Source organism: Lonepinella sp. BR2474 (genome assembly GCF_051851555.1).
Classification (GTDB): Bacteria; Pseudomonadota; Gammaproteobacteria; order Enterobacterales; family Pasteurellaceae; genus Lonepinella.
In genome coordinates this window covers 26,028-50,783 of the sequence record NZ_JBPDVH010000010.1, presented here as the reverse complement: position 1 = coordinate 50,783, position 24,756 = coordinate 26,028, and the positions used below count along the sequence as shown (strand labels likewise).

Below are 24,756 nucleotides of genomic sequence, written 5' to 3'. Positions count from 1 at the left end.
ACTTGTGATTTTTTTAACATACAGGGTGTAAACAAGCATACGACAAAAGAACTACAACGTTTTGAGAAAAATTAGTTGGTTTGAAATATGATAAAAAAGAGCGTTATGCTCTTTTTTTTATGGGTAGCGAAAAACCACAAACAATGGTATGGTAGTCAAAAATTTTGACGATTTGTATGAATAAGGAAATCTCATGGAAATACAGCAAATTATTAAACAAAACCGCTTAGGGTTGTTATTCCAACAAGGATCTTTTGGCCTTGAAAAAGAAAGCCAACGGGTTTACGCCAATGGATCGGTAGTCACAACAGCACACCCCCAAGCCTTTGGCAATCGTACTTATCACCCTTATATTCAAACGGATTTTGCGGAAAGTCAGCTTGAATTGATTACGCCACCCAATAAAAAATTAGAAGATAGCCTGCGCTGGTTATCCGCCATTCACGAAGTGGTATTACGCACGTTGCCCGAAGAGGAATATCTTTTCCCCATGAGCATGCCTGCGAGATTGCCTCCAGAGGATCTAATTAAAGTGGCGCAATTAGAAAACCCTGAAGATGTGGCTTATCGTGAGCATTTGGTGCAATCTTATGGTAAAAATAAGCAAATGGTCAGCGGTATTCACTATAATTTTCAATTAGATGAAGAATTGGTCAAGGCCTTATTTAATGCGCGACATGAGATAAAAAGTGCGGTGGAATTTCAGAATAATTTGTATCTGAAAATTGCCAAAAATTTTCTGCGTTATCAATGGGTGTTGTTATATTTGTTATCGGCAAGCCCTATGGTGGATGATGACTATTTTAGAGATGGAGTGCCAGAAGATTTAAGTCCGATTGTGCGAAGTCTGCGTTCTAGCCAATATGGTTATGTGAATGATCCCGAAGTCAAGGTGTCTTTTGACAGCTTAAATGATTATGTGGAAAGCCTTGAACATTGGGTGAATACGGGCAAGCTGATTGCGGAAAAGGAATTTTATTCTAATGTACGTTTAAAAGGAGCAAATAAAGCTCGAGATTTCTTGCAAACTGGTGTGCGATATTTGGAGTTTCGTTTGTTTGATTTAAATCCGTTCGAACCTTACGGTATTAGCCTAAATGACGCTAAATTTATCCATTATTTTATTTTACTGATGGCATGGCTAGAGGAAACCGCCGATCAAGAGGATGTGGAACTCGGTAAGGAACGTTTATTTGAAGTGGCGTTGGAAGATCCGTTTTCAGTGACCGCTTATGCTGAGGAGGGAGAATTATTACTGATTGCCTTGCTAGAGATGTTAAAAGAGATTGAGGCAGAGCAAACTGCGGTGCAAATTGTGCAAGAAAAATTAACCTTATTTGCACAACCGCATAAAACGCTTTGTGCCAACATGGTGAACGAAATTATTAAAGCGGGTGGCTACCAACAATTGGGGGCGAAACTTGCCCAACAATATAAAGCCCAAGCCTTTGAGCGTTTTTATGCCTTGTCAGCCTTTGATAATATGGAATTATCCACTCAAGCCTTGTTATTTGATTTAATTCAAAAAGGCATTAAAACCGAGATTTTAGACGAAAACGATCAATTTTTATGTTTGCAACACGGCGAGCATATTGAATATGTGAAAAACGGCAACATGACTAGCCACGACAGCTATATTTCGCCATTGATTATGGAAAATAAAGTGGTGACGAAAAAAGTGTTAGCCAAAGCAGGTTTTAATGTACCACAAAGCCTAGAATTTACCAGTGTAGAGCAGGCTGTCGCTAGTTATCCCTTATTTGAAAATCGAGCCGTGGTGATTAAACCGAAATCCACCAACTACGGCTTAGGCATTACCATTTTCCAACAAGGCGTACAGGATCGGGACGACTTTGCGAAAGCCATAGAAATAGCATTTCGTGAAGATAAAGAAGTCATGGTGGAAGATTACCTAAAAGGTACAGAATACCGTTTCTTTGTGTTGGGTGAAGAAACCTTGGCGGTGTTGTTGCGTGTGCCGGCTAATGTGGTTGGTGACGGCGAACGCACCATTGCGGAATTGGTCGCTCATAAAAATAATCATCCATTACGTGGTGATGGCAGCCGTACGCCGTTGAAACGTATTGTTTTGGGTGAAATTGAACAGTTGCAACTGAAAGAGCAAGGCATGGATATTTTAAGCACGCCCGCTAAAGGGCAAATTGTGCAGTTGCGAGCCAACTCTAATATCAGCACGGGCGGCGATAGCATTGATATGACAGACGAAATGCACCCGAGTTACAAGCAATTAGCAGTAGGCATTGCCAAAGCCATGGGGGCAGCCGTTTGTGGGGTGGATTTGATTATCCCTGATTTAACCAAACCTGCCGAACCGACGTTGCAATCTTGGGGCGTGATTGAAGCGAATTTCAATCCTATGATGATGATGCACATTTTCCCTTATCAAGGAAAATCCAGACGGCTGACGCAGAATGTGATTAAAATGCTGTTTCCTGAAGTTTTATAACTGGGTGGGTAGGGGGTAAATCTTAAATTTTGTGATCTTGATTCCAAAATTAACATTGCAATCTTGGAAAGATAAACAACATTGTTTAGTATTTCTTTATTCGTTAATGTAAATAAGGAAATGAAATGATTACGTTGTTGAATTTATTTAAGCTCCCCCTAGAAACAGATACCTTAGAAGCATGGGTAAAGATTATTGAAGATATTGCAAAGGTTGCCATTTTGGCGTTGCCTGTGGTAATATTCGGGCAAGGTGGAATGGTATTTAAAATCTCCAGTTGTATTGGGCTTGCAATGTTAACCTATTTGTTGTTGCTTGCAGGGAGATTGCTCCGTCAATATAAATTGCGTTTATCGGTTGCATAAGGAGAATTATTATGTGGTTAACAATTGGTATTTGGATTCTCGTTTTTATGGCAATGGGATTATGTGCATTTGCAATTTATGCCCTAAAGTCCTTGCCAGAAAAGAAAGGTTAGTTGATAAAACCCTAGCATTAAGCACTCAATCTTGATAGGATCTAGTTCACTAGATCCTATTTTTATATAAAACCATGACCGAAAAATTAACCCAACAATTCACCCTCGCCCCAACGGATAACGCCCGTTTGCAATCCCTTTGTGGTGCTTTTGATGATCATTTAAAGCTGATTGAAAAAGAATTTAATCTTTCTATTGCTCGCCGTGATTTTGATTTTACCATTCAATCCAATGATCAACAGGCAAAACCGCATCACGCCCATTTATTGCAAAGTGCGGTGCGATTAATTCAACATTTATATGTAGAAACCGCACCGATTAAAGGCAAAATTAAAGAGTTAGATTTGGAAGATGTCCATCTTGCGATTCAAGAAAGCCGAATGTTGGCACAAATTGATCCTGATGAACGTGCGGAAAGCAAGGTATATGCCACTACGATCAAAACCAAACGAGGCTTAATTAAACCGCGTGGTAAAAATCAGATTGAGTATTTGCATCATATTTTGACCCATGATATTAGTTTTGGCATTGGACCCGCAGGTACAGGGAAAACCTTTTTAGCTGTAGCGGCTGCGGTGGAAGCCCTTGAACGACAAGAAATTCGCCGTATTTTACTGACTCGCCCAGCCGTAGAAGCAGGGGAAAAATTGGGCTTTTTACCAGGGGATCTTGGTTCTAAAATTGAACCCTATTTACGTCCACTTTATGATGCCTTATACGAAATGCTTGGCTTTGAGCGAGTAGAAAAACTTATGGAACGCAATGTGATAGAAATTGCACCCTTGGCTTATATGCGTGGTCGCACCTTGAACGACAGTTTTATTATTTTAGACGAAAGCCAAAATACCACCGTTGAGCAAATGAAAATGTTTTTAACCCGTATCGGCTTTAATTCCAAAGCGGTGATTACGGGCGATGTGACCCAAGTGGATTTGCCTCGTTCGCAAAAATCAGGCTTAAAACACGCTATTGAAGTGTTATCAGACGTACCTGAATTGAGTTTTAACTATTTTGATAGTCAAGATATTGTGCGACACCCAGTGGTAGCGAAAGTAGTGCAAGCCTATGAAAAATGGGAAGCGGAAGATGAAATTCGTAAGCAAAAAATAGCGGAACAAAAACGCTTGGAACGTGAACGATTAACAGCGAGTGCAGAAAATGAATAATGTGATTGTTGATTTACAAATTGCCACCGAAAACCAACAAAATTTACCTACATTAACACAATTTAGCCACTGGGCAACGCAAGCAGTGCGAGCCGAAAGCCTTGAGCCAGAAATGACAATTCGTATTGTCGATGAAGCGGAAAGTCACGAGCTAAATTTGCGTTATCGTGGCAAAGATCGTCCGACCAATGTTTTATCCTTTCCTTTTGAATGTCCTGATGAAGTGGAATTGCCGTTATTAGGTGATCTGGTGATTTGTCGTCAAGTGGTGGAAAAAGAAGCTGTTGAGCAAGGCAAACCGTTGATCGCACATTGGGCTCATCTGGTCGTACACGGCAGTTTGCATTTATTAGGTTATGACCATATTGAACAAGATGAAGCCGAGGAAATGGAAAGCCTAGAAACGGAAATTATGCTCGGACTAGGTTTTGAAGATCCTTATTCTTATGATGAAGAATAATGTGTGAACGCCAGTTAATTCCTTATTTTGACAAAGAAGAACCGCTTTTCCTATTCCAAAACCGTAGGGGTGGACAGATGTGTCCGCCCGAAAACGTACCATTAATATTAAACTCACAAAATTTTGCCAAAGCCAAAAATCTGCTCGGACAAGAATTTTCTGCGATTTTATTTGATGCCAGAACAACGCTAAATTTAGATGCACTCGCCATTGCGATTGGTACATTGCGAACAGGGGGTACGCTCGTTTTATGGTTAAATCCCAATCAGCATATTGATTTAGATAGTCGCCGCTGGTCTGGGGTGGCAAATGGTATTTTGACCCCAAATTTTAATCAGCATTTTTATTCTTTATTATCATCATTTTTTATTAACCGTAGGGGCGGATCGATGTATCCGCCCGAAAACTACGCTCCGTTTTCAAAGGGCGGATACATCGATCCGCCCCTACATCAAAAACAAAATTCAACAGCAGAACAACAACGGATCATTCAACAAATTCTACATTCATCCGCCGATATAGCCATTCTCACCGCCAAACGAGGTCGGGGAAAATCTGCGTTATTAGGTATGTTAGCTAATCAACTCAACACTCAGAAATGTTGGCTCACCGCCCCGAATAAAAGTGCGGTGCAAACGTTGCAAGATTTTGTTGAACAACCTATAGATTTTATTGCCCCTGATGAATTAACCCAACAAATTCAACAAGAGCCGACACAATTTAAGCAAGATTGGTTGTTAATTGATGAAGCGGCAATGTTGCCGTTGCCCATATTAAACCAATTTATCCGTACCTTTAAACGTATTGTTATTAGCACCACCATTCATAGCTACGAGGGTACGGGACGGGGATTTTTACTCAAATTCTTAACCAATTTACCCCGCACTTTTCAACAGTTTGAATTAACCGAACCTTTGCGTTGGGCAAAGAACGATAAATTAGAAATTTTTATTGATGAATTATTGTTATTGGAAGCCGAAGACCGCCTTGTGCAACCCGATTACGATCCGCAAACTGCGGTGCAAATTCGTCAAGTTTCACAACAAACCATCGTAGAAAAAATAAATGATTTTTATGCTTTATTGACGTTAGCCCATTATCGCACCAGTCCCCTTGATTTACGCCGTTTATTCGATGCTCCGCAACAACGATTTTATCTTGCAGAAAGTGGTTCGTTTTTATTTGGGGGCGTGTGGTTAATGGAAGAGGGTGGCTTGACATCACTGGATTTAATCGAAAAAATCTGTCGGGGGGAACGCCGTCCACAAGGTAACTTGGTGGCTCAAGCGTTAGCTTTTCAAGGGAATTTACCACAGGCTTGTGCCTTAAAATCTTTGCGGATTTCTCGTATTGCCGTACAACCTAACTGGCAAAACCATGGATTAGGGCAAAAGTTAATCAACACCTTAATTCAACAAGCCGAGGTGGATTTTCTTTCTGTTAGCTTTGGCTATACCGCAGAATTGTATGCGTTTTGGCAAAAGTGCGGTTTTATTTTAGTGCAAATCAGTGAGTATCAAGAAGCCAGCAGCGGTTGTTATTCTGTTATTATGCTCTGCCCAATTTCAATAGCAGGGGAAAAATTGGTGGCACAAGCACAACGCCATTTTCAGCGTAATTTTCCATTTTCTTTTCATCCGCTAAAAGCACAATTTCCCTTTCCGTTAGATTGGCAACTCACTGATGAAGATTTTCAGATTTTGCAAAACTTTGCGTTTTTTCACCGCACTTTATTTGCAAGCATTGGCGCAATTCGGCGTTTAATGGCAAAGTCAGATAGGCAATGTTGCCCATTATTAACGGCCTATTGCCAAGGGAAAAATATTGATAAAACGTTAGTCGGTGGTAAGAAACATTGGTTAACACAATGTCGACTAGAAGTAGCAAGCTCACTTGATCAAATTATGTAATAAAATATTGGCTTTAATGTTAAATTATGGTTAAATTCAGTCATGATTAATTGTGATTTATCTAACAAAGAGGGCTATTTATGCAAAATAACCAATATCAACCAAACGTCGGCAAAGGCAAAATGCAGCGTTTCTTAAAAGGTGTCGAGTGGCTAGGTAATCTATTACCACATCCTGTCATGTTGTTTATGTGGATGTGCGTATTGTTATTGATTTTATCAGCGGTGCTATCTTACTTTGATGTTTCTGTGGTGGATCCTCGACCTGAAGGGGCGAAAGGGCGCAGTGCAGATGGGATGATCTATGTGGTCAATTTGCTAAATGGGGAAGGACTTGCTCGCATTGTTGATAATTTAGTGAAGAATTTTACCAACTTTGTGCCTTTAGGAACGGTATTAGTGGCATTATTAGGGGTCGGCATTGCAGAACGCTCTGGTATGATTTCTGCAGGTTTGCGTGGTTTGGTGATTAACGCACCTCGCAAATTAGTCACCTTAGTGGTGGTATTTGCGGGGATCATGTCAAACACTGCCGCAGAGCTTGGCTATGTTGTCTTAATTCCTTTATCCGCTATGATTTTCCATTCACTAGGTCGTCATCCTTTAGCCGGTCTAGCTGCTGCCTTTGCGGGGGTTTCCGGCGGTTACAGTGCGAATCTATTATTAGGTACCGTCGATCCATTATTATCGGGTATTAGCCAAGAGGCGGCTCGGATTATTTCGCCTGATTATGTGGTTGGGGCAGAGGCAAACTGGTATTTCATGTTTGTGAGTACGTTCTTAATTAGTGGATTAGGTTATCTTATTACGGAAAAAATTGTTGAGCCAAGTTTAGGTAAATATAATCCAAATGATGCGGATGACCCTAGCGTATTAGACTCGAAAATTGAGCCATTAACTGCGATTGAGAAAAAAGGTTTGCTTTGGGCAGGGATTAGCATGTTAATTTTTAGTCTATTGCTTGCTTGGACGATTGTGCCTGAAAGCGGTGTGTTGCGTAATCCTAAAACAGGCGGCGTGGCGGGTTCTCCTTTCTTGCATGGTATTGTGGTCTTTATTTTTGTATTCTTTTCCGTACCAGGTTATGTTTATGGACGTATCACCGGTTCCATGAAAAGTAGCAAAGATGCCATTGATGCCATGAGCAAAGCCATGTCATCGCTTTCTATGTATATCGTGTTGGTTTTCTTTGCGGCACAATTTGTGGCATTTTTTAACTGGACCAATTTAGGATCTGTGACGGCAGTAAAAGGGGCGGAGTTCTTACAACATATCGGATTAACTGGCCCATTATTGTTAGTTGGATTTATTTTAGTTTGTGCGTTTATCAATCTGATGCTTGGTTCCGCCTCCGCACAATGGGCTATCACTGCACCGATTTTTGTCCCAATGTTGATGTTAACCGGTTATGCCCCTGAAATGATTCAAGCCGCATATCGTATTGGAGACAGTACCACCAATATCATTACCCCGATGATGAGTTATTTTGGTTTAATTATGGCAATGGCCATTCGCTATAAGAAAGATACAGGTATCGGTACTTTAATGGCGATGATGTTACCTTATTCGATGATTTTCTTAGTGGGTTGGTCATTGCTCTTTTATATCTGGGTGTTCGTATTTGGCTTGCCAGTGGGGCCAGGTGCAGCCACTTTCTATACCCCTTAATTCGTTATACAATAAAAGGCAGTTTTTTCGAACTGTCTTTTTTCATCAAGGTTTCAAAAATAGAGAAGGGAGTCAAATATGACTGAACAAATCAAACCCAAAAGCTGGTTTCGCAAGGCATTAGAGAAATATGATCGTTTTTGTGATGAATTAGGTGTGAATCAAGGCGCTTGTCGTGGTTGTGTGCCTGTGGTGAAATTCGATCCTGAACCAGAACCCAAAAAGAAAACCAAGGAAAAAGTGTGATCTCTGTCACATTTTTAACTGTTTAATCAGCAAAAATGAAAATGTTCATTTACTTTAGTTTAACAACTGCATAAAATTCGCCTTGATTATGTAATCATTTTTTCTTTATAAAGGGGATTTTTCCTATGATATGGTTCTTTTTCTGTGTTGCGGTTTTAGTAACCGGTTATTTTGTGTATGGCAAGATTATTGAAAAAATCTTTGTTATCAATCCAAAACGTACTACGCCTGCGCTTTCCATGAATGATGGCGTGGATTATATGCCAATGTCAAAAACCAAAATTTGGTTAATTCAATTACTTAACATTGCTGGAACTGGCCCGATTTTTGGCCCGATTCTAGGTGCTTTATATGGGCCTGTTGCGATGCTCTGGATTGTGATTGGCTGTATTTTTGCTGGCGCAGTGCATGATTATTTCTGCGGTATGTTAAGTATTCGCCACGGTGGGGCAACAATGCCTTATTTAGCGGGTAAATTCCTTGGCAAACCGGTGAAATTCTTTATTAATGTGATGGCATTAATTTTGTTATTGTTGGTGGGCGTGGTGTTTGTCGCCAGTCCAGCGCAATTATTAAGCACCATCACCTTTGATTTATTCGGTTCCAGTGCGGTAGCCATGAATTTGGGGAATCCAGAAGAAATTCACCATGCGGTTGAAACCGCAAAAGATTTAACTGTCTGGGGTATGGATAAACCAACGGTCGTGACAGTCTGGACCATGCTGATCTTCGCTTACTATATTTTTGCGACCCTATTACCGATTGATAAAATTATTGGCCGAGTTTACCCATTATTTGGGGCGTTATTATTGTTTATGTCCGTGGGCATGATTTACGGTTTAATTACGTCACATTTCAGTGCCACGGATCCGATTGAGTTCTTCCGTGCGGTCAATACAGACGGTGAAGGTTTAACTTGGGCGAAATTCACCCAAAACTTCCAAGTGAAAGGGGACGTGCCTATTTGGCCATTATTATTCTTAACCATCTCTTGTGGAGCATTATCTGGTTTCCATGCCACCCAAACGCCATTAATGGCACGTTGTGCAGAAAATGAATCGGAAGGTCGTTTTATTTTCTACGGTGCCATGATTACCGAGGGTGTGATTGCCTTAGTTTGGTGTATGGTCGGATTGGCATTCTATGAAAATCCGCAAGCCTTACAAGATGCGATTTCTGCCGGTTCACCGTCTAAAGTGGTGTATGACAGTTCGTTACATTTCTTAGGCTTTATCGGTGGTATTTTTGCGGTGTTAGGCGTAGTGGTGTTGCCAATCACTTCAGGAGATACCGCATTCCGTGCTGCACGTTTACAAATTGCTGAAATTTTCAAATTAGAGCAACATTCATTAAGTAAACGCTTATTGATTGCCGTGCCGTTATTTGCCTTAGGTTTTGTGGTGTCTAAAATGGACTTCAGCGTATTGTGGCGTTATTTCACCTGGGCAAACCAAATGACCGCCATGGTGATGTTATGGACCGCTGCAGGTTATTTATATCGTTACAATAAATTCCACTGGGTGGCGTCCATTCCAGCATGGTTTATTAGTACGGTTTGCTTTACCTACTTAGCCTACAACAAAATCGGTTTTGGTTTAGATTATGAATTATCTTGCTATATCGGTTTAGGTCTAACGGTATTCTGTATTGTCTTATTCTTCGCCTTGCTTAAACCATTAGGTGATGGCGATCCTGAGGCTTTAGTCACCGAATAATCAATAAAAATGCCTTTATTTTACACCGCACTTTGGTTGGAGAGAGCCAAAGTGCGGTGTTTTTTGGGAACATTTTGGGCGTGAAGTTGTACTCATTATCGCATTGTGGTAGGATATGACCTATTAAAAGCATATACACAGAGGTTATGCAATGAAAAAATATCAAACTAAAAAACTGGAATCATCTCAGTTAGAAGCATTGCTCAATTTTGTTGATAAAAATACAGATTATACGGAAGTGACGGGTGAGACAAAAGAAGAATTTTTAACTCATTTCTTTGGTTTTAATCCATTGGATGTAGATACAAAAGAGATGGGTTATGAAGAAAGTTACAAAAAGACTGTATGTATCTAAATTTGTTCGAAATAATAAATTTGAGCAGTTGACGCATTTTTTAGGTTATCCTGATTATATTTTTTCTCAACGTAACGAACTCAATTATCAACTCGCCAAGCTGTTAGGAAAATGGCGTGAAGATGGGTTTATTGAGATCGTTGATTCACAAGCCAAAGGCTTTAGAGCTTTTGGTGTCGCCAAAGATTCCAATAAATATCCCAATCAATATCAAGGCATCTACCATACTCGAATTGGCAACAATGGCGAAGATGTTGATCCTATTTTAATATGCCGATTTGAAAATGATCCTGAGCAATTAGGTGAAGTGGTGGTGAAATTTTTAGCCTTATCAAAACACGATAAAATGTTTGATGTAAAAGACAATGATTTATTAAAAAATTTCATTATTTCGTTGATCGAGAAAAATGAGGAATATAGCGGTTAAAAAGGCAGTATCGCAATATTATTTTTTTAAAGTGTGCTGAAAATGCGAAGATTTTTAAAAACGTAGCACATTTAATCGCCGGTAGCCTTGCCTTTATAGCTAAATGATCTAATTTATACAAAATCGAGCTTTCAGAATCCCTACAGTTTACTTATAATTTTCCTCATTTCAATTTCAACGTGATAATTCTATGAACTGGCAATATATCTGGAACGCCGTTCCCCGTTTTATTGATGCCACTTGGCTAACCTTGCATTTATCCCTTTGGGCGATTGTGCTGTCAGTGTTGGTTGGGTTGCTTTGTGCGGTGGTGCTGACCTATAAAATCCGTGGCTTTCAATGGCTAGTCAAAAGCTATATTGAGCTGTCTCGCAACACGCCATTACTTATTCAAGTGTTTTTCCTGTATTTTGGTTTATCCAAATTAGGCATCAAAATGGATGGCTTTACCTGTGGCATTATCGGACTGGCTTTTCTGGGCGGGAGCTATATGGCGGAAGCCATTCGAGGCGGATTAGAGGCGGTGTCCAAAGGGCAAATTGAAAGTGCCTTAAGCATTGGATTGACGCCTTTGCAAGCCTTTCGCTATGTGATTTTCCCGCAAGCCTTTGCTATTGCTACACCGGCTATCGGGGCAAATTGCTTGTTTTTAATGAAAGAAACCTCGGTGATCAGCGCCATTGCGGTGGCAGAACTGATGTTTTTGGCAAAAGATATTATCGGTATGGATTATAAAACTAACGAGGCTTTATTTTTATTGATGGTGTTCTATTTGATAATTTTATTGCCTGTGTCCTTGTATATCCGCTATCTTGAACGCCGCTTACGTCAAGCAAAATATGGAGCGTAGAAAATGGGATTAGCTATTCTTTCTCAAGGCAGTAACCTCGAACGCTTATTCAGTGGCTTGTGGATCACCGCAGAAATTGCGTTTGTTTCAGTGTTCTTTGCTTGTATTTTAGGCGTGTTGTTCGGCGTACTGATGACCAGTAAAAATAAACTGGTGCAGTTTTTGTGTCAGTTGTATTTAGAAGTGGTGCGTATTATCCCCTTGTTAGTATTACTCTTTTTGGTCTATTTTGGTTTTGCGAAATGGTTTAATATCCACTGGAGCGGGGTTTGGGTATGTATTATTGTGTTTATTTTCTGGGGCGCAGCAGAAATGGGTGACTTAGTGCGTGGCGCTTTGACTTCCATTGAAAAACACCAAACCGAATCCGCTTATGCGTTGGGGTTAAATAAATGGCAAACTTTTTACTATATTTTGTTACCGCAAAGTTTAAAACGTGTGACACCAGGGGCCATTAATTTGTTTACTCGCATGGTAAAAACCAGTTCCCTTGCCATGTTAATTGGCGTGTTAGAAGTGATTAAAGTCGGGCAGCAGATCATTGAAACCTCGCTGTTTACTGACCCCTCAGCGGCATTATGGATTTACGGTGTGATTTTCTTTTTATATTTTGCAATTTGTTACCCGTTATCATTATTTTCCAAATATTTAGAAGCAAAATGGAGCAATTAGGATTGAAATTATGGCATTATTAGCGATTCAACAATTAGTTAAAAATTACGGTGAAGTAACCGCACTGCACGGCATTGATTTAGCCGTTGAAAAAGGCGAAGTAGTGGTGATTCTTGGGCCATCAGGTTGTGGTAAAAGTACTTTATTACGTTGCTTAAATGGCTTAGAAGAAATCAAAAGTGGCAACATTATTTTAGAAAATCTCGGTCTTTTGGGGAAAGATATTTCATGGGTCAAAGCACGCCAAAAAATCGGTATGGTGTTCCAAAGTTATGAATTATTTTCCCACATGTCTGTGATCGACAATATTTTACTCGGCCCTATGAAAGTGCAAAAACGCAAACGGGAAGATGTGGAAAAACAAGCGGATGAATTGTTAAAACGCGTGGGGTTATTTGAGCGTAAAAATGCTTTTCCTCGAGAATTATCTGGTGGACAAAAACAGCGAATCGCCATTGTCCGTTCCCTTTGCATGAATCCTGACATTATGCTATTTGACGAAGTCACCGCCGCCCTTGACCCTGAAATGGTGCGTGAAGTGTTGGATGTGATTTTGGGGTTAGCCAAAGACGGCATGACCATGTTAATCGTCACCCACGAAATGAATTTTGCTAAACAGGTGGCCGACCGCATTATTTTTATGGATAAAGGCGAAATTATCGAACAATCCAAACCTGAATTTTTCTTCTCTAACCCAAGCACAGATCGTGCCAAAGCCTTTTTGAATATTCTCAATTATGAGCCAAAAGGGGTGGATTATGAGGAAAATATTTAATCCTGAATGAGAGAGTGCGGTGTAAAACGCAAGATTTTTACACCGCACTTGTTTATTTTATCCGCCACAATCTCGCCACATTTTCCGCCGTGGAAATCAAATTTTCACGCCCTGAATTTAGCGTGTTTTCAAGACTATCCACTTGGCGAATAATCGGGAACACGGCATCAACACCTTGCTCATAAACAACCGGATAATCTTCTCGCAAACTGCCGACAATGGCAATCACAGGTTTGTTAAATTGCTTGGCGGTTCTGGCCACGCCAATCGGGGTTTTACCATGAATGCTTTGTGCATCCATGCGTCCCTCACCCGTGATTACAAGATCGGCCTGTTGTACGGCGTTGCTTAACTGTACGGCCTCTATCACGATTTGTACGCCAGCTTTGAGTTGCACATTAGGGAGCAATAACAACCCTCCACCCATGCCACCTGCGGCGCCCGCACCGGCTTGATCTCGGATATTTAAACCAAGATCCCGTTGTACGATATAGGAAAAATGTAGCAAGGCTTGATCAAGCGTTTGAACCATTTCCGCCGTGGCACCTTTTTGTGGCCCGAATACCGCAGAGGCGCCTTTTTCACCACATAAAGGATTATCTACATCACAGGCCACTTCAAAGGCTACTTGTGATAATTTGGAATTGAGCCGGCTGATATCAATATGCTGAATCCGAGCTAATTGTTCACCCCCCAAGCCAATTTCGTTGCCTTGTGCATCTAAAAATTTAGCCCCTAGGGCTTGCAACATGCCAACGCCACCGTCATTGGTTGCACTGCCACCAATACCTAAAATCACTTTTTTTACACCGCAGTTTAGGGCGGCATTAATCAATTCACCGGTGCCGTAACTAGTGGTGTTGAGCGGATTGCGTTTATCCATTGGCACTAAATGCAAGCCTGATGCAGCGGCCATTTCAATAAATGCCGTTTGTTTATCGCCTGATAAACCCAAAAATGCGGTAACTTGATTGCCTAGGGGAGCGGTCACCTCTACATGAATGCGTTCGCCCAGTGTGGCATCAACTAAGGATTGCACCGTCCCCTCGCCGCCGTCGGCCATGGGGATTTTGCCATATTCGGCTTGTGGAAATACCTTTTTAAAGCCTGTTTCAATAGCCTCCGCCACTTCAAGGGCGGTGAGGCTTTCTTTAAAACTATCAGGGGCAATGACAATTTTCATTTTTTTCTCCTAGAATAGATGAAACACGCCAAAAATCAGGGTTGACACGATTGTCATGATCAAGCCCACCGCCGTTTCATAAGGAATTAATTTCAAGCGTTCTTTCATCTCCATATTGACACTGCCGCCTGTCGCATGGAAGAACGAACCATGTGGCATATGATCGCCGACGGTAGCGCCGACATGAATCATTGCCGCAGCCGCAAGTCCGCTGACCCCCAATTCCATTAAGGGTTGACTAAATACATTCGCCGCAACCACGGTACCCGCCGTGGTTGAGGAAGTGGCCAGTGACATCAGAATACCAGAAATTGGCGCCAGTAAATAAGAGGGAAGTCCCGAGGAGGACAGGGCCTCAATAAGCACATCTTTTAGCGCAGAATGCGACACAATGCCCGCCAAGGTGCCTGTGCCTAATAACATGATCGCAACGGGCGCCATTTTGCTTAATCCACTGATGGCATATTGATTACTGTGTCGACCTTTTCCCATGGCAATGGCGCCGACGATACCACCAAGGGGTAAGGCAATTAAGGGATCTACAACAATACCGAACAGGGGGCGCAAGGCGAGCAGTAAAATTGCACACAAAGGCGCTGTGATGGCTGCAGTAAAAGAGGGGAGGGCGCTAGAATGCAGAATGACTTCCTGTTCACTGACCTTACTCCCTTTGTGGATCAATTTTTTCGCCAAGAAGTAGGTTATCATTAAACCAAATATTGCCGGAATAACACCCGCTGCCATCAACGACGTTAAGGAAATATGGAACACGTCAGAGGCGGCAATGGCATTCGGGTTCGGTGACATAATATTTCCCGCTTTGCCACCGCCAACCATGGCAATTAAAATCGCCATTTTAGACAGATTGCCTCGTTTGGCTAAGGCAAGTGCAATGGGGGAAACAGTGATGACCGCCACATCAATAAACACGCCAACGGCGGTTAAAATTAGCGTAGCCAACGCTAAGGCTAATAAGGCACGAGTTTCGCCGAGCTTTTTGACAATGGTTTCGGCAATGGTGGCTGCTGCGCCAGATTCAATTAACACACCGGCTAACACCCCCGCCGCTAAAATTCGCATTACAGCGGTTGTAATGCCTTGCGCCCCGCCAATCATTAACTCGACTGTCTCTGTCAGATTGGCACCGCCGATTAATCCGCCAATTAAGGCACCGGTTAACATACCGTAGGCAGGGGAGACTTTTTTTAGAATAAGCAAAATCGCAACCGTGAGAGCCACGATAGCGCCTAATGCCGAGATAGTGGTCATGATAGATTCCTTTATTGTATCAAGGTGAGGAGCATAATATAACATAAATTTGGGTGGGAATGATAACCTTGAATTTTATTCCAAAACGCTATATCAAATAATCTTTAATTCTTTCCTTACTGCGCTCAACTTTTTTATAATCCCTTTCACCAAATCACTCTTATAAAGGATCATCATTATGAAAAACGTTAAAAAAATCACCGCACTTTTAGCCACTTTATTGTTAGCCGTGGGCGTCACTGCTTGCGACAATAACAGTAAAGAAACTGCCAAAGCGGAACCGACCAAAGCCTCTGCTGTTGAACGTATTAAGCAAGCGGACAAAGTGCGCATTGGCGTGTTTGGTGACAAACCGCCATTTGGTTATGTGGATCAAAACGGCAAAAACCAAGGTTTTGATGTGGAAATTGCCAAAGATTTAACCAAAGATTTATTGGGCGATGCGAGCAAAGTGGAATTTGTGGTTGTCGAAGCGGCAAACCGTGTGGAATATTTAACCTCTAATAAAGTAGATATTATTTTAGCCAACTTCACTGTGACGCCAGCTCGTCAAGAAGTGGTGGATTTTGCTAAACCTTATATGCAAGTGGCCTTAGGTGTTGCCTCCAAAGATGGCGCAGTGATTACTGACGTGAAAGATCTTGAGGGCAAAACCTTATTAGTAAACAAAGGCACCACCGCAGACGCTTTCTTTACCAAAAACTACCCACAAATCAAATTGTTAAAATTTGAACAAAATACCGAAACTTTCCAAGCCTTAGTGGATGGACGTGGTGATGCCTTAGCGCATGACAACACTTTATTATTTGCTTGGGCGAAAGAAAATCCAGGGTTCACCGTAGGAATTAAATCTTTAGGCGACCAAGACACCATTGCGGGTGCCGTGCGTAAAGAAGACAAAGATTTGCTTGAATGGTTAAGTGCAGAAACCGAAAAATTATCTAAAGACGGTTCATTAAAACGTGCTTATGAGCAAACATTATTACCGGTTTATGGTGATACCATTAGTGAGAAAGATATTTTAGTGGAATATAAATAAAACCATACAAATTGATGAAAAGTGCGTTCTATTTGGAACGCATTTTTTATGCGTGTTCGATAATAGTTTGTTAATTATGTAGAATAAAAATGTTAATAAAATGTTATATTTAGTTAATTTTTACTAAATTATTTTGAAATAAATCAAGTTATTTGAATTTATCGGCGAAATTGGCTTGATTTTAGTCAAAAATAGTTGAAAGAATCAAATTTTTTGATAAAATTCGTGCATCTTTTAGAAATGACATTATTTAAATAAACAGCCAAATGGAGGCACTTTATGATTAAAGGTATTCAAATTACACAAGCAGCGAATGACAATTTATTAAATTCATTCTGGTTATTAGACAGCGACAAAGGTGAAGCCCGTTGTTTATGTGCAAAAGGCGATTTCGCTGAAGACCAAATCGTTGCGATCAACGAATTAGGTAAAATCGAATATCGTGAATTACCGGTTGACGTTGCGCCAACAGTAAAAGTAGAAGGTGGTCAACACTTAAACGTAAACGTGTTACGTCGTGAAACCTTAGAAGATGCAGTGAAACACCCTGAAAAATACCCACAATTAACCATTCGTGTTTCAGGTTATGCCGTACGTTTCAACTCATTAACCCCAGAACAACAACGTGATGTTATCACTCGTACTTTCACTGAAAGCCTATAATTGCTTTTTTTGAAATCACATTTCGCACCCTGATCTTTGGTCAGGGTGTTTTATTTTATAAAAATCAACGAAAAAAAGACCGCACTTCTAGCTTAGTACCGCTATTTCAGGTACAATTCCTCGATTATCTTTTAGGAACTTATTGTTAACTTATTTTATATGCAAAATATTCGTAACTTTTCTATTATCGCTCATATTGACCACGGAAAATCCACGCTTTCTGATCGTTTGATTCAAACTTGTGGGGGCTTGTCCGATCGTGAAATGGAAGCACAGGTGTTGGATTCCATGGATCTGGAACGTGAGCGTGGCATCACGATTAAAGCACAAAGTGTCACCTTAAACTATAAAGCAAAAAATGGTGAAACTTATCAGCTTAACTTTATCGACACACCGGGGCATGTTGACTTTTCCTATGAAGTGTCTCGTTCCTTAGCCGCTTGCGAGGGGGCATTGTTGGTGGTGGACGCAGGACAAGGGGTGGAGGCCCAAACCTTGGCCAACTGCTACACCGCATTGGACATGAATTTGGAAGTGGTGCCGATTTTAAATAAAATCGATTTGCCTGCCGCAGAACCTGAACGTGTCGCCGAAGAAATTGAAGATATTGTGGGGATTGATGCCATTGAGGCCGTACGTTGTTCTGCCAAAACCGGCGTGGGGATTGAAGATGTATTAGAAGAAATCGTGGCAAAAATTCCTGCTCCAGAGGGTGACCCTAATGCACCGTTGCAAGCCTTAATTATTGACTCTTGGTTTGATAACTATTTGGGCGTGGTGTCGTTGGTTCGAGTAAAAAACGGTTCCATTAAAAAAGGCGATAAAATTAAAGTCATGAGTACTGGACAAGCCTATAATGTAGATCGTTTGGGTATCTTCACGCCAAAACAAGTAGATACCACTGAGCTAAAAACCGGCGAAGTGGGTTGGGTGGTGTGTGCCATTAAAGATATTTTAGGCGCACCGGTAGGGGATACTTTAACCCATCAACATCATTCGGCAACGGAAGTCTTACCGGGTTTTAAAAAAGTTAAGCCACAGGTTTATGCTGGGTTATTCCCAATCAGTTCAGACGATTATGAAGCGTTTCGTGATGCCTTGGGCAAATTAAGTCTAAATGATGCCTCCTTGTTCTATGAACCGGAAAATTCCACCGCACTTGGCTTTGGTTTCCGCTGTGGATTCTTGGGCTTGTTGCACATGGAGATCATTCAAGAACGTTTAGAACGAGAATATGATCTGGATTTAATCACCACCGCACCTACCGTCGTATATGAAGTTGAACTCACTAACGGTGATGTTGTCTATATAGACAGTCCTGCGAAATTACCGCCGTTAAGTAACATTGCGGATATTCGTGAGCCGATTGCAGAATGTAATATGTTGGTGCCACAGGATTATTTAGGCAATGTGATCACCTTGTGTATTGAAAAACGTGGGGTGCAAACCAATATGGTGTATCATGGTAATCAAATCGCCTTGACCTATGAAATTCCAATGGGCGAAGTGGTGCTTGATTTCTTTGACCGCTTAAAATCGACCTCACGAGGCTATGCGTCATTGGATTATGGTTTTAAACGTTTCCAATCGGCCAATATGGCACGGGTGGATATTATGATTAATGGCGATCGTGTGGATGCGTTGGCGTTGATCGTTCACAAAGATAATGCCCCATATCGTGGCCGTGAATTAGTGGAAAAAATGAAAGAATTGATTCCACGTCAGCAATTTGATATTGCCATTCAAGCAGCGATTGGTAACCAAATTATTGCACGTTCCACGGTGAAACAATTACGTAAAAACGTCTTAGCAAAATGTTACGGTGGGGACGTGAGCCGTAAGAAAAAACTGTTGCAGAAACAAAAAGAAGGTAAAAAACGCATGAAACAACTCGGCAATGTCGAAGTGCCACAAGAGGCGTTTTTAGCTATTTTACACGTTGGAAAAGATTAAATAAGGAAGACTATGTCAAAACTTTTTCTCCCCATTTTATTAGTTGTGGGCTTTGCGGTTTGGAAAGTGTTAGATTATCTACAATTACCAAACACATTTTCCATTTTATTGATTTTATTCACCGCACTTTCGGGCGTGTTGTGGTGCTATCATCGTTTTTCCGTGTTGCCACGTCGTCGCCGTCAAATTGCACGTACCGAACAACGCACTGGAAAAACCTTAACCGATGAAGAAAAAGCCGTCATTGAACCCATTGGCGAGGGCGAAGAATTTATTTCTTCCTTGTTCCCTGTGTTGGCGTTCGTATTGATTCTGCGTTCTTTTGTGTTTGAACCGTTCCAAATTCCCTCGCAATCCATGGAACCGACTTTACGTGTCGGGGATTTCATTGTGGTGGAAAAATATGCTTACGGCGTGAAAGATCCGGTATTCCAAAATACCTTAATGGAAACAGGCAAAGTACAACGTGGTGATGTGATTGTGTTTAAAGCCCCACCACAACCGAATATTGATTATATTAAGCGTGTGGTGGCCATGGGCGGTGACCGAGTGCTGTATAATGAGCTAGAACGCAAATTGACCATTGTTTATGGCAAAGACGGCAAGGCTTGTGAAGATGAGTGCGAAAGCAAAGAATTCACGTATAGCGAACCGCAACAAAATGATGAATTTAAAGCCATTATTGGTAAAAATCCAGACGGCAGTTTTATTTATGGCCCAAGTATGCTAGAACTCACCGAAACAGGGGATGTGAGCCATCAGATTCATTGGTTCCCCGAGCCGATTTCCGAGGGGTATCGCTATAAAGACTATGTGAAACAAGAATATTATATTACCGAATGGGTCGTGCCAGCAGGGCAATATTTCGTGATGGGCGATAACCGTAATATGAGTGAAGACAGTCGTTTCTGGGGTTTTGTACCAGAGAAAAATATTGTGGGTAAAGCCACTTATATTTGGTTGAGCTTAGATAAAAAACCGAATGAATGGCCGACCGGCATTCGTACTGAACGTTTATTTACGAAAATTAAATAATGAATGATTTAACCCGATTACAAAGCAAGATCGGCTATCAATTTACTGATCTTGCGTTGTTAAAACAAGCCTTAACGCACCGTAGTGCGGCAAAGGTGCATAATGAACGCCTTGAATTTTTGGGCGATGGGATTTTGAATTTAACCATTGCACAAGCCCTTTATCAGCAGTTCCCAAAATGTAACGAGGGCGAACTCAGCCGTATGCGAGCCACCTTAGTGCGAGAACCCACATTGGCCGAGTTAGCTCGCCAGTTTGAGTTGGGGGATTATTTGGTGTTAGGTTCAGGCGAGCTAAAAAGTGGTGGATTTCGTCGAGCCTCTATTTTGGCCGACTGCGTGGAGGCCATTATCGGTGCCATGTCCTTAGACAGTGATTTAGCCCATGCTATGGCGATTATTTGCCAATGGTATCAGCCACTTTTAGCCACCATTAAACCGGGCGAAAATCAGAAAGATCCGAAAACACGCTTACAAGAATATTTGCAAGGCAAAGGATTAAGCCTACCAAGCTACCAAATTATCAAAACCACAGGCGAGGCCCATTGTCAAACTTTCACCGTAGAATGCCATGCGGAAAATTTTGACCACACTTTTATTGGGGTGGCCAATAGTCGTCGCAAAGCGGAACAAGCCGCTGCCGAACAAATTTTAAAAGAACTGGATATAAAATAATGACAGAAGAACAGTTACCCACTGACCTAAACAACGAACAACCTACCGACACCTATTGTGGCTTTATCGCCATTGTGGGTCGCCCGAATGTGGGAAAATCTACCTTATTAAACAAAATATTAGGGCAAAAAGTTTCGATTACTTCACGCAAAGCCCAAACCACTCGCCACCGTATCGTTGGCATTGATACTGACGGTGCCTATCAAGCGGTTTATGTGGATACCCCCGGATTACATATCGAAGAAAAACGAGCCATTAACCGCTTAATGAACCGTGCGGCCAGCAGTGCCATTGGTGATGTGGATTTAATTATTTTTGTGGTGGACGGTACTCATTGGAATGAAGATGATGATATGGTGTTAAACAAATTACGCCAAGTCAAAACGCCAGTGGTGTTAGCTATTAACAAAATTGATAATGTCAAAAATAAAGATGAATTATTGCCATTCATCACCGAATTAAGCAACAAATTTAATTTCAAAGACATTGTGCCGATTTCCGCTCAACGTGGTAATAACGTACATAATTTGAAGAAAATCGTGCGTAATGCGTTGAAAAAGGGCGACCATCATTTCCCCGAAGATTACGTGACTGACCGCTCACAACGTTTTATGGCCTCCGAAATTATCCGTGAAAAACTCATGCGTTTTATGGGCGAAGAATTGCCATATTCGGTGACCGTTGAAATTGAGCAATTTAAACTCAACGAACGGGGTACCTACGAAATCAACGGCTTAATTTTGGTGGAACGTGACGGTCAGAAAAAAATGGTGATTGGTCAAGGCGGACAAAAAATCAAAGTGATCGGCACCGAGGCTCGTCAGGATATGGAACGCTTATTTGACAACAAAGTGCATTTAGAGCTTTGGGTTAAGGTCAAATCAGGTTGGGCAGATGATGAACGTGCCTTGCGTAGTTTGGGGTATATGGAAGAATACTAACGCTGATTACGCATCATCAATTACTGCAAATCCCTTTTGGCATAGTCAAAAGGGATTTTTGTTTTTGGCTAAAATAACGCTAAAAATCACCGCACTATTCCGGCATTTGCCGATAGGCTTTGTGCATTGCCATAATCACTTCACGCACGGCTTTTTTCTGTTCTTGGGGGAGATTGAGAAAAAGGCGAAATAAATAATCTTCATCATAGTTTGAGATAGCTTGGCTTGAGTTGGCTTTATTTTCTTTCTTTTTCTTTGCTTTTTGAGCTTGATAAGCTCTTTCTGTTGAAACTAAATCCGTTAATTCCACGTCTAGCCATTCCGCAAGCGTACAAAGTTTATTGCTATGCGGAATAGACTTGCCTTTGAGCCATTTTCCCACGGCTTGTTGGGTTAAAGGATCACCGTAGTAACGTAAATTAAATTCACGTTCCAAGACAGATGGTTTTGGTTCATAACCTCTTTTTAGTAAAAGTGCGGTTAATTTTTGGGTAAATTCTTCATTCTCATTCATAGAAGTCACTTTACGAACGATCTTAAAACAAAATGAAACTTGATCAAAAGTTGTGAAACTATTAATATAGTTTCACAATAAGTTTCATTGGTTGCCCTAAAAGTTACATTTGCAATGACCCAACAAATCAAATCTAAAAAACGTGTCGCCGATCACGGTGAAGTGTTTACCCGCCCTGAAGAAGTCAATGCCATGATTGATATGGTGGAGCGTCAACTTTCGGCGGTGGTGGACGAAATGCCGATTAAAGCCACATTTTTAGAGCCGGCCTGTGGTGATGGAAATTTTTTAATTGAGATTTTAAAACGCAAGCTCAACACGGTAGCGAAAAATTATCAAAAATCTCCACGGGAATATGAATTCTATCTCATTCTAGCGATCAGCTCATTATATGGCATAGAGCTGTTGCAAGATAACGTGTTGAAATGCCGTCAGCGGTTATTGGATTTTGTCAAAAACGAATATCAATACTTATTCGGTTTGCCGATGACGGTGGAATTAGAAAATGTGGCGAAATTTATTTTAGAGCGAAATATTTTACACGGTGATGCGTTAAAAATGTGTTATGCCGATCAACATAATCAACCGTTGGAAAATCAGTTTTTGCATTTTTCGCAATGGTCAGCCATGGAGTTTCCACGCAAATTTTGCTTAAAACGGGAAGAGTATCAATACACGGATGTCATTCAAATTATTTCCCGCGGGAGTAAAAGAGAATTTAGTCACTACACAACCCTGCCAAAATATAACTCAATTTATTTTATGGAGATTCAAAATGCAACGCCTGAATCTAAATTATAACCCTGATGTGCTTTCTTGTTTGGCGAATTTGTCCAATGATGAAGTGTTTACCTCGCCCGATCTTGCCAACAAAATGCTCGATTTATTGCCGCAAGACGTTTTCAGCGATAAAACCAAAAGGTTTTTAGATCCTGCTTGTAAAACAGGGGTGTTTTTGCGTGAAATAACAAAACGCTTGATCAAAGGCTTAGAACAAGAAATCCCTGATTTACAACAGCGAATTAACCATATTCTTACCCAACAAGTGTTTGGTATTGCGATCACCGAACTCACCGCTTATTTAACTCGCCGTAGTGTTTATTGTGCCAGAAATGCGAACAGCCAAAAATCTATTTGCACGGAATTTGCAAGTCATCAGGGCAATATTTTTTATCAGCCGATTCAACATGTGTGGAAAGATGGCAAATGTGAATTATGTGGTGCCAGTGAAACGGTGTATCAGCGTGAAGAAAGCAAAGAAAGTCACGCTTATGGGTTTATTCATTTAACGATTGACGAGATTTTGGGAAAAAATATGAATTTTGATGTGATTATTGGCAATCCACCGTATCAGTTGAGTGATGGTGGGGCTCAAGCCAGTGCAATGCCAATTTATAATTTATTTGTTGAACAAGCGAAAAAACTTAATCCACATTATTTAGTGATGATCATTCCAGCCCGTTGGTACGCAGGCGGTAAAGGATTGGATAATTTTCGTGATGAAATGTTAAAAGATCATCGTATTAGTGAATTACACGATTTCCCTAATTCATCAGATTGTTTTACGGGCGTGGAGATTAAAGGCGGTGTTTGTTATTTTCTTTGGAATAACAAGAAAAGCAATAATGATTGCCATATTTATACTTATGATAATGGCAAGGTGATTTCTTATATGGAAAGACCGTTAAAAGAAAATGGATTAGATATTTTTATTCGGCATAATAAAGCTGTTGATATTCTTAAAAAAGTAAGAAGATTTGATGAAATAAGTTTTAATACGATTATTAGTTCTGCAAAACCATTTGGATTAAGAACCTTTATTAAAGGAAGAAACGAACCTTATAAAGAGCAATTTAATAATGTCACGCTATTCCAAAATAAAGGCATAGGCTATATCAAGCGAGAAGAAATACCAATTAATCGCCAATGGATCGATCAACATAAAGTAATTGCTCCTTATGCTGTTGGTACAGGCGATGGAAAAACAGACTGGGTAAAACCCATTTATGCAGGGTTAAATACGGCTTGCACGGAAACCTATTTAGTTTTCGGACCTTTTGAAAATAAGGAAATTTGCGAAAATGTAATGAGTTATATTAATACGAGATTTTTGCATTTTATGCTGACCTTAAAAAAGAACACTCAACATACCACTAAAAAAGCCTATGAATTAGTGCCAATGCAAGACTTCACCAAACCTTGGACAGATGCCGAACTTTACCAAAAATATCAATTAACCCAAGACGAAATCGCCTATATTGAATCAATGATCCGCCCAATGGATAAAGGGGAATAAG

At 40.8% G+C, this 24,756-nt stretch carries 24 protein-coding genes; 21 read left to right on the top strand and 3 right to left on the bottom strand.

The window, feature by feature from the left end:
- Window positions 1-193: 193 nt before the first annotated feature.
- The 13 genes from gshAB (at window position 194) to ACTG7Q_RS10205 (ending at window position 13,188) form a co-directional block, all read left to right on the top strand.
- Window positions 194-2,467, top strand: a complete 2,274-nt coding sequence (gene gshAB, locus ACTG7Q_RS10265) for a bifunctional glutamate--cysteine ligase GshA/glutathione synthetase GshB (RefSeq protein ID WP_439243528.1) — start codon at window positions 194-196, stop codon at window positions 2,465-2,467.
- Between the two features lie 125 nt (window positions 2,468-2,592).
- Window positions 2,593-2,832 (top strand): hypothetical protein, encoded by a 240-nt coding sequence (locus tag ACTG7Q_RS10260; RefSeq protein WP_439243525.1) that lies wholly within the window; start codon window positions 2,593-2,595, stop codon window positions 2,830-2,832.
- Window positions 2,833-3,019: 187 nt separating this feature from the next.
- Window positions 3,020-4,111 (top strand): PhoH family protein, encoded by a 1,092-nt coding sequence (locus tag ACTG7Q_RS10255; RefSeq protein ID WP_386689808.1) that lies wholly within the window; start codon window positions 3,020-3,022, stop codon window positions 4,109-4,111.
- The gene (gene ybeY, locus ACTG7Q_RS10250) at window positions 4,104-4,571 is read left to right on the top strand and encodes an rRNA maturation RNase YbeY (protein ID WP_439243520.1); all 468 of its coding nucleotides are present in this window, start codon (window positions 4,104-4,106) and stop codon (window positions 4,569-4,571) included. Before ACTG7Q_RS10255 ends, ybeY begins: the two co-directional genes overlap by 8 nt.
- A 77-nt stretch (window positions 4,572-4,648) precedes the next feature.
- Entirely contained in the window at window positions 4,649-6,481 is a 1,833-nt protein-coding gene (locus ACTG7Q_RS10245) for a tRNA(Met) cytidine acetyltransferase TmcA (RefSeq protein ID WP_439243517.1), read from the top strand.
- 80 nt (window positions 6,482-6,561) lie between these two features.
- The gene (locus ACTG7Q_RS10240) at window positions 6,562-8,148 is read left to right on the top strand and encodes an AbgT family transporter (protein ID WP_439243514.1); all 1,587 of its coding nucleotides are present in this window, start codon (window positions 6,562-6,564) and stop codon (window positions 8,146-8,148) included.
- A gap of 78 nt (window positions 8,149-8,226) precedes the next feature.
- Window positions 8,227-8,394 carry a DUF5363 domain-containing protein gene (locus tag ACTG7Q_RS10235; RefSeq protein WP_439243511.1) on the top strand — a complete coding sequence of 56 codons (168 nt, stop codon included), beginning with the start codon at window positions 8,227-8,229 and terminating at the stop codon, window positions 8,392-8,394.
- 125 nt (window positions 8,395-8,519) lie between these two features.
- On the top strand, window positions 8,520-10,109 hold the full coding sequence (locus tag ACTG7Q_RS10230) for a carbon starvation CstA family protein (RefSeq protein WP_439243508.1): 1,590 nt from the start codon (window positions 8,520-8,522) through the stop codon (window positions 10,107-10,109).
- Window positions 10,110-10,260: 151 nt separating this feature from the next.
- Window positions 10,261-10,464, top strand: a complete 204-nt coding sequence (locus ACTG7Q_RS10225) for a hypothetical protein (RefSeq protein ID WP_439243506.1) — start codon at window positions 10,261-10,263, stop codon at window positions 10,462-10,464.
- Window positions 10,430-10,891 (top strand): hypothetical protein, encoded by a 462-nt coding sequence (locus ACTG7Q_RS10220; protein ID WP_439243503.1) that lies wholly within the window; start codon window positions 10,430-10,432, stop codon window positions 10,889-10,891. Before ACTG7Q_RS10225 ends, ACTG7Q_RS10220 begins: the two co-directional genes overlap by 35 nt.
- A 190-nt stretch (window positions 10,892-11,081) precedes the next feature.
- Entirely contained in the window at window positions 11,082-11,741 is a 660-nt protein-coding gene (locus ACTG7Q_RS10215) for an amino acid ABC transporter permease (RefSeq protein WP_439243500.1), read from the top strand.
- A gap of 3 nt (window positions 11,742-11,744) precedes the next feature.
- Window positions 11,745-12,413: an amino acid ABC transporter permease gene (locus tag ACTG7Q_RS10210; RefSeq protein ID WP_439243497.1), complete on the top strand. Its 669-nt coding sequence runs from the start codon at window positions 11,745-11,747 to the stop codon at window positions 12,411-12,413.
- Between the two features lie 10 nt (window positions 12,414-12,423).
- Entirely contained in the window at window positions 12,424-13,188 is a 765-nt protein-coding gene (locus ACTG7Q_RS10205; RefSeq protein WP_439243494.1) for an amino acid ABC transporter ATP-binding protein, read from the top strand.
- 52 nt (window positions 13,189-13,240) lie between these two features.
- Here the strand turns inward: ACTG7Q_RS10205 and ACTG7Q_RS10200 are convergent, their stop codons facing one another.
- Window positions 13,241-14,371 carry a glycerate kinase gene (locus tag ACTG7Q_RS10200; protein WP_439243491.1) on the bottom strand — a complete coding sequence of 377 codons (1,131 nt, stop codon included), beginning with the start codon at window positions 14,369-14,371 and terminating at the stop codon, window positions 13,241-13,243.
- A gap of 9 nt (window positions 14,372-14,380) precedes the next feature.
- A complete protein-coding gene (locus ACTG7Q_RS10195; RefSeq protein ID WP_439243488.1) occupies window positions 14,381-15,640 on the bottom strand; it encodes a GntP family permease in 1,260 nt (419 codons plus the stop codon).
- 178 nt (window positions 15,641-15,818) lie between these two features.
- Between ACTG7Q_RS10195 and ACTG7Q_RS10190 the strand changes: the two genes are divergently transcribed.
- The 6 genes from ACTG7Q_RS10190 to era all read left to right on the top strand — a co-directional run bounded on the left by ACTG7Q_RS10190 (window position 15,819) and on the right by era (window position 21,945).
- On the top strand, window positions 15,819-16,679 hold the full coding sequence (locus tag ACTG7Q_RS10190; RefSeq protein WP_439243485.1) for a cysteine ABC transporter substrate-binding protein: 861 nt from the start codon (window positions 15,819-15,821) through the stop codon (window positions 16,677-16,679).
- A gap of 279 nt (window positions 16,680-16,958) precedes the next feature.
- Window positions 16,959-17,342, top strand: coding sequence for an autonomous glycyl radical cofactor GrcA (grcA, locus tag ACTG7Q_RS10185; protein ID WP_439243481.1), 384 nt, complete (start codon window positions 16,959-16,961; stop codon window positions 17,340-17,342).
- Between the two features lie 159 nt (window positions 17,343-17,501).
- On the top strand, window positions 17,502-19,295 hold the full coding sequence (lepA, locus tag ACTG7Q_RS10180; RefSeq protein WP_439243478.1) for a translation elongation factor 4: 1,794 nt from the start codon (window positions 17,502-17,504) through the stop codon (window positions 19,293-19,295).
- Between the two features lie 12 nt (window positions 19,296-19,307).
- Complete coding sequence (gene lepB / locus ACTG7Q_RS10175; RefSeq protein ID WP_439243475.1) at window positions 19,308-20,330, top strand: signal peptidase I; 1,023 nt, start codon at window positions 19,308-19,310, stop codon at window positions 20,328-20,330.
- Complete coding sequence (gene rnc / locus ACTG7Q_RS10170) at window positions 20,330-21,004, top strand: ribonuclease III (RefSeq protein ID WP_439243472.1); 675 nt, start codon at window positions 20,330-20,332, stop codon at window positions 21,002-21,004. The genes lepB and rnc overlap by 1 nt, the downstream gene beginning before the upstream one ends.
- On the top strand, window positions 21,004-21,945 hold the full coding sequence (era, locus tag ACTG7Q_RS10165) for a GTPase Era (RefSeq protein WP_439243469.1): 942 nt from the start codon (window positions 21,004-21,006) through the stop codon (window positions 21,943-21,945). The genes rnc and era overlap by 1 nt, the downstream gene beginning before the upstream one ends.
- Window positions 21,946-22,039: 94 nt before the next feature.
- Here the strand turns inward: era and ACTG7Q_RS10160 are convergent, their stop codons facing one another.
- Window positions 22,040-22,459, bottom strand: coding sequence for a hypothetical protein (locus tag ACTG7Q_RS10160; RefSeq protein WP_439243466.1), 420 nt, complete (start codon window positions 22,457-22,459; stop codon window positions 22,040-22,042).
- A gap of 114 nt (window positions 22,460-22,573) precedes the next feature.
- On the opposite strand from ACTG7Q_RS10160, the gene ACTG7Q_RS10155 reads away from it, so the two are divergent.
- Both ACTG7Q_RS10155 and ACTG7Q_RS10150 read left to right on the top strand, forming a co-directional pair.
- Entirely contained in the window at window positions 22,574-23,260 is a 687-nt protein-coding gene (locus ACTG7Q_RS10155) for a hypothetical protein (RefSeq protein ID WP_439243463.1), read from the top strand.
- Complete coding sequence (locus ACTG7Q_RS10150; protein WP_439243460.1) at window positions 23,235-24,755, top strand: Eco57I restriction-modification methylase domain-containing protein; 1,521 nt, start codon at window positions 23,235-23,237, stop codon at window positions 24,753-24,755. Before ACTG7Q_RS10155 ends, ACTG7Q_RS10150 begins: the two co-directional genes overlap by 26 nt.
- The last annotated feature ends 1 nt before the right edge of the window (window position 24,756 follow it).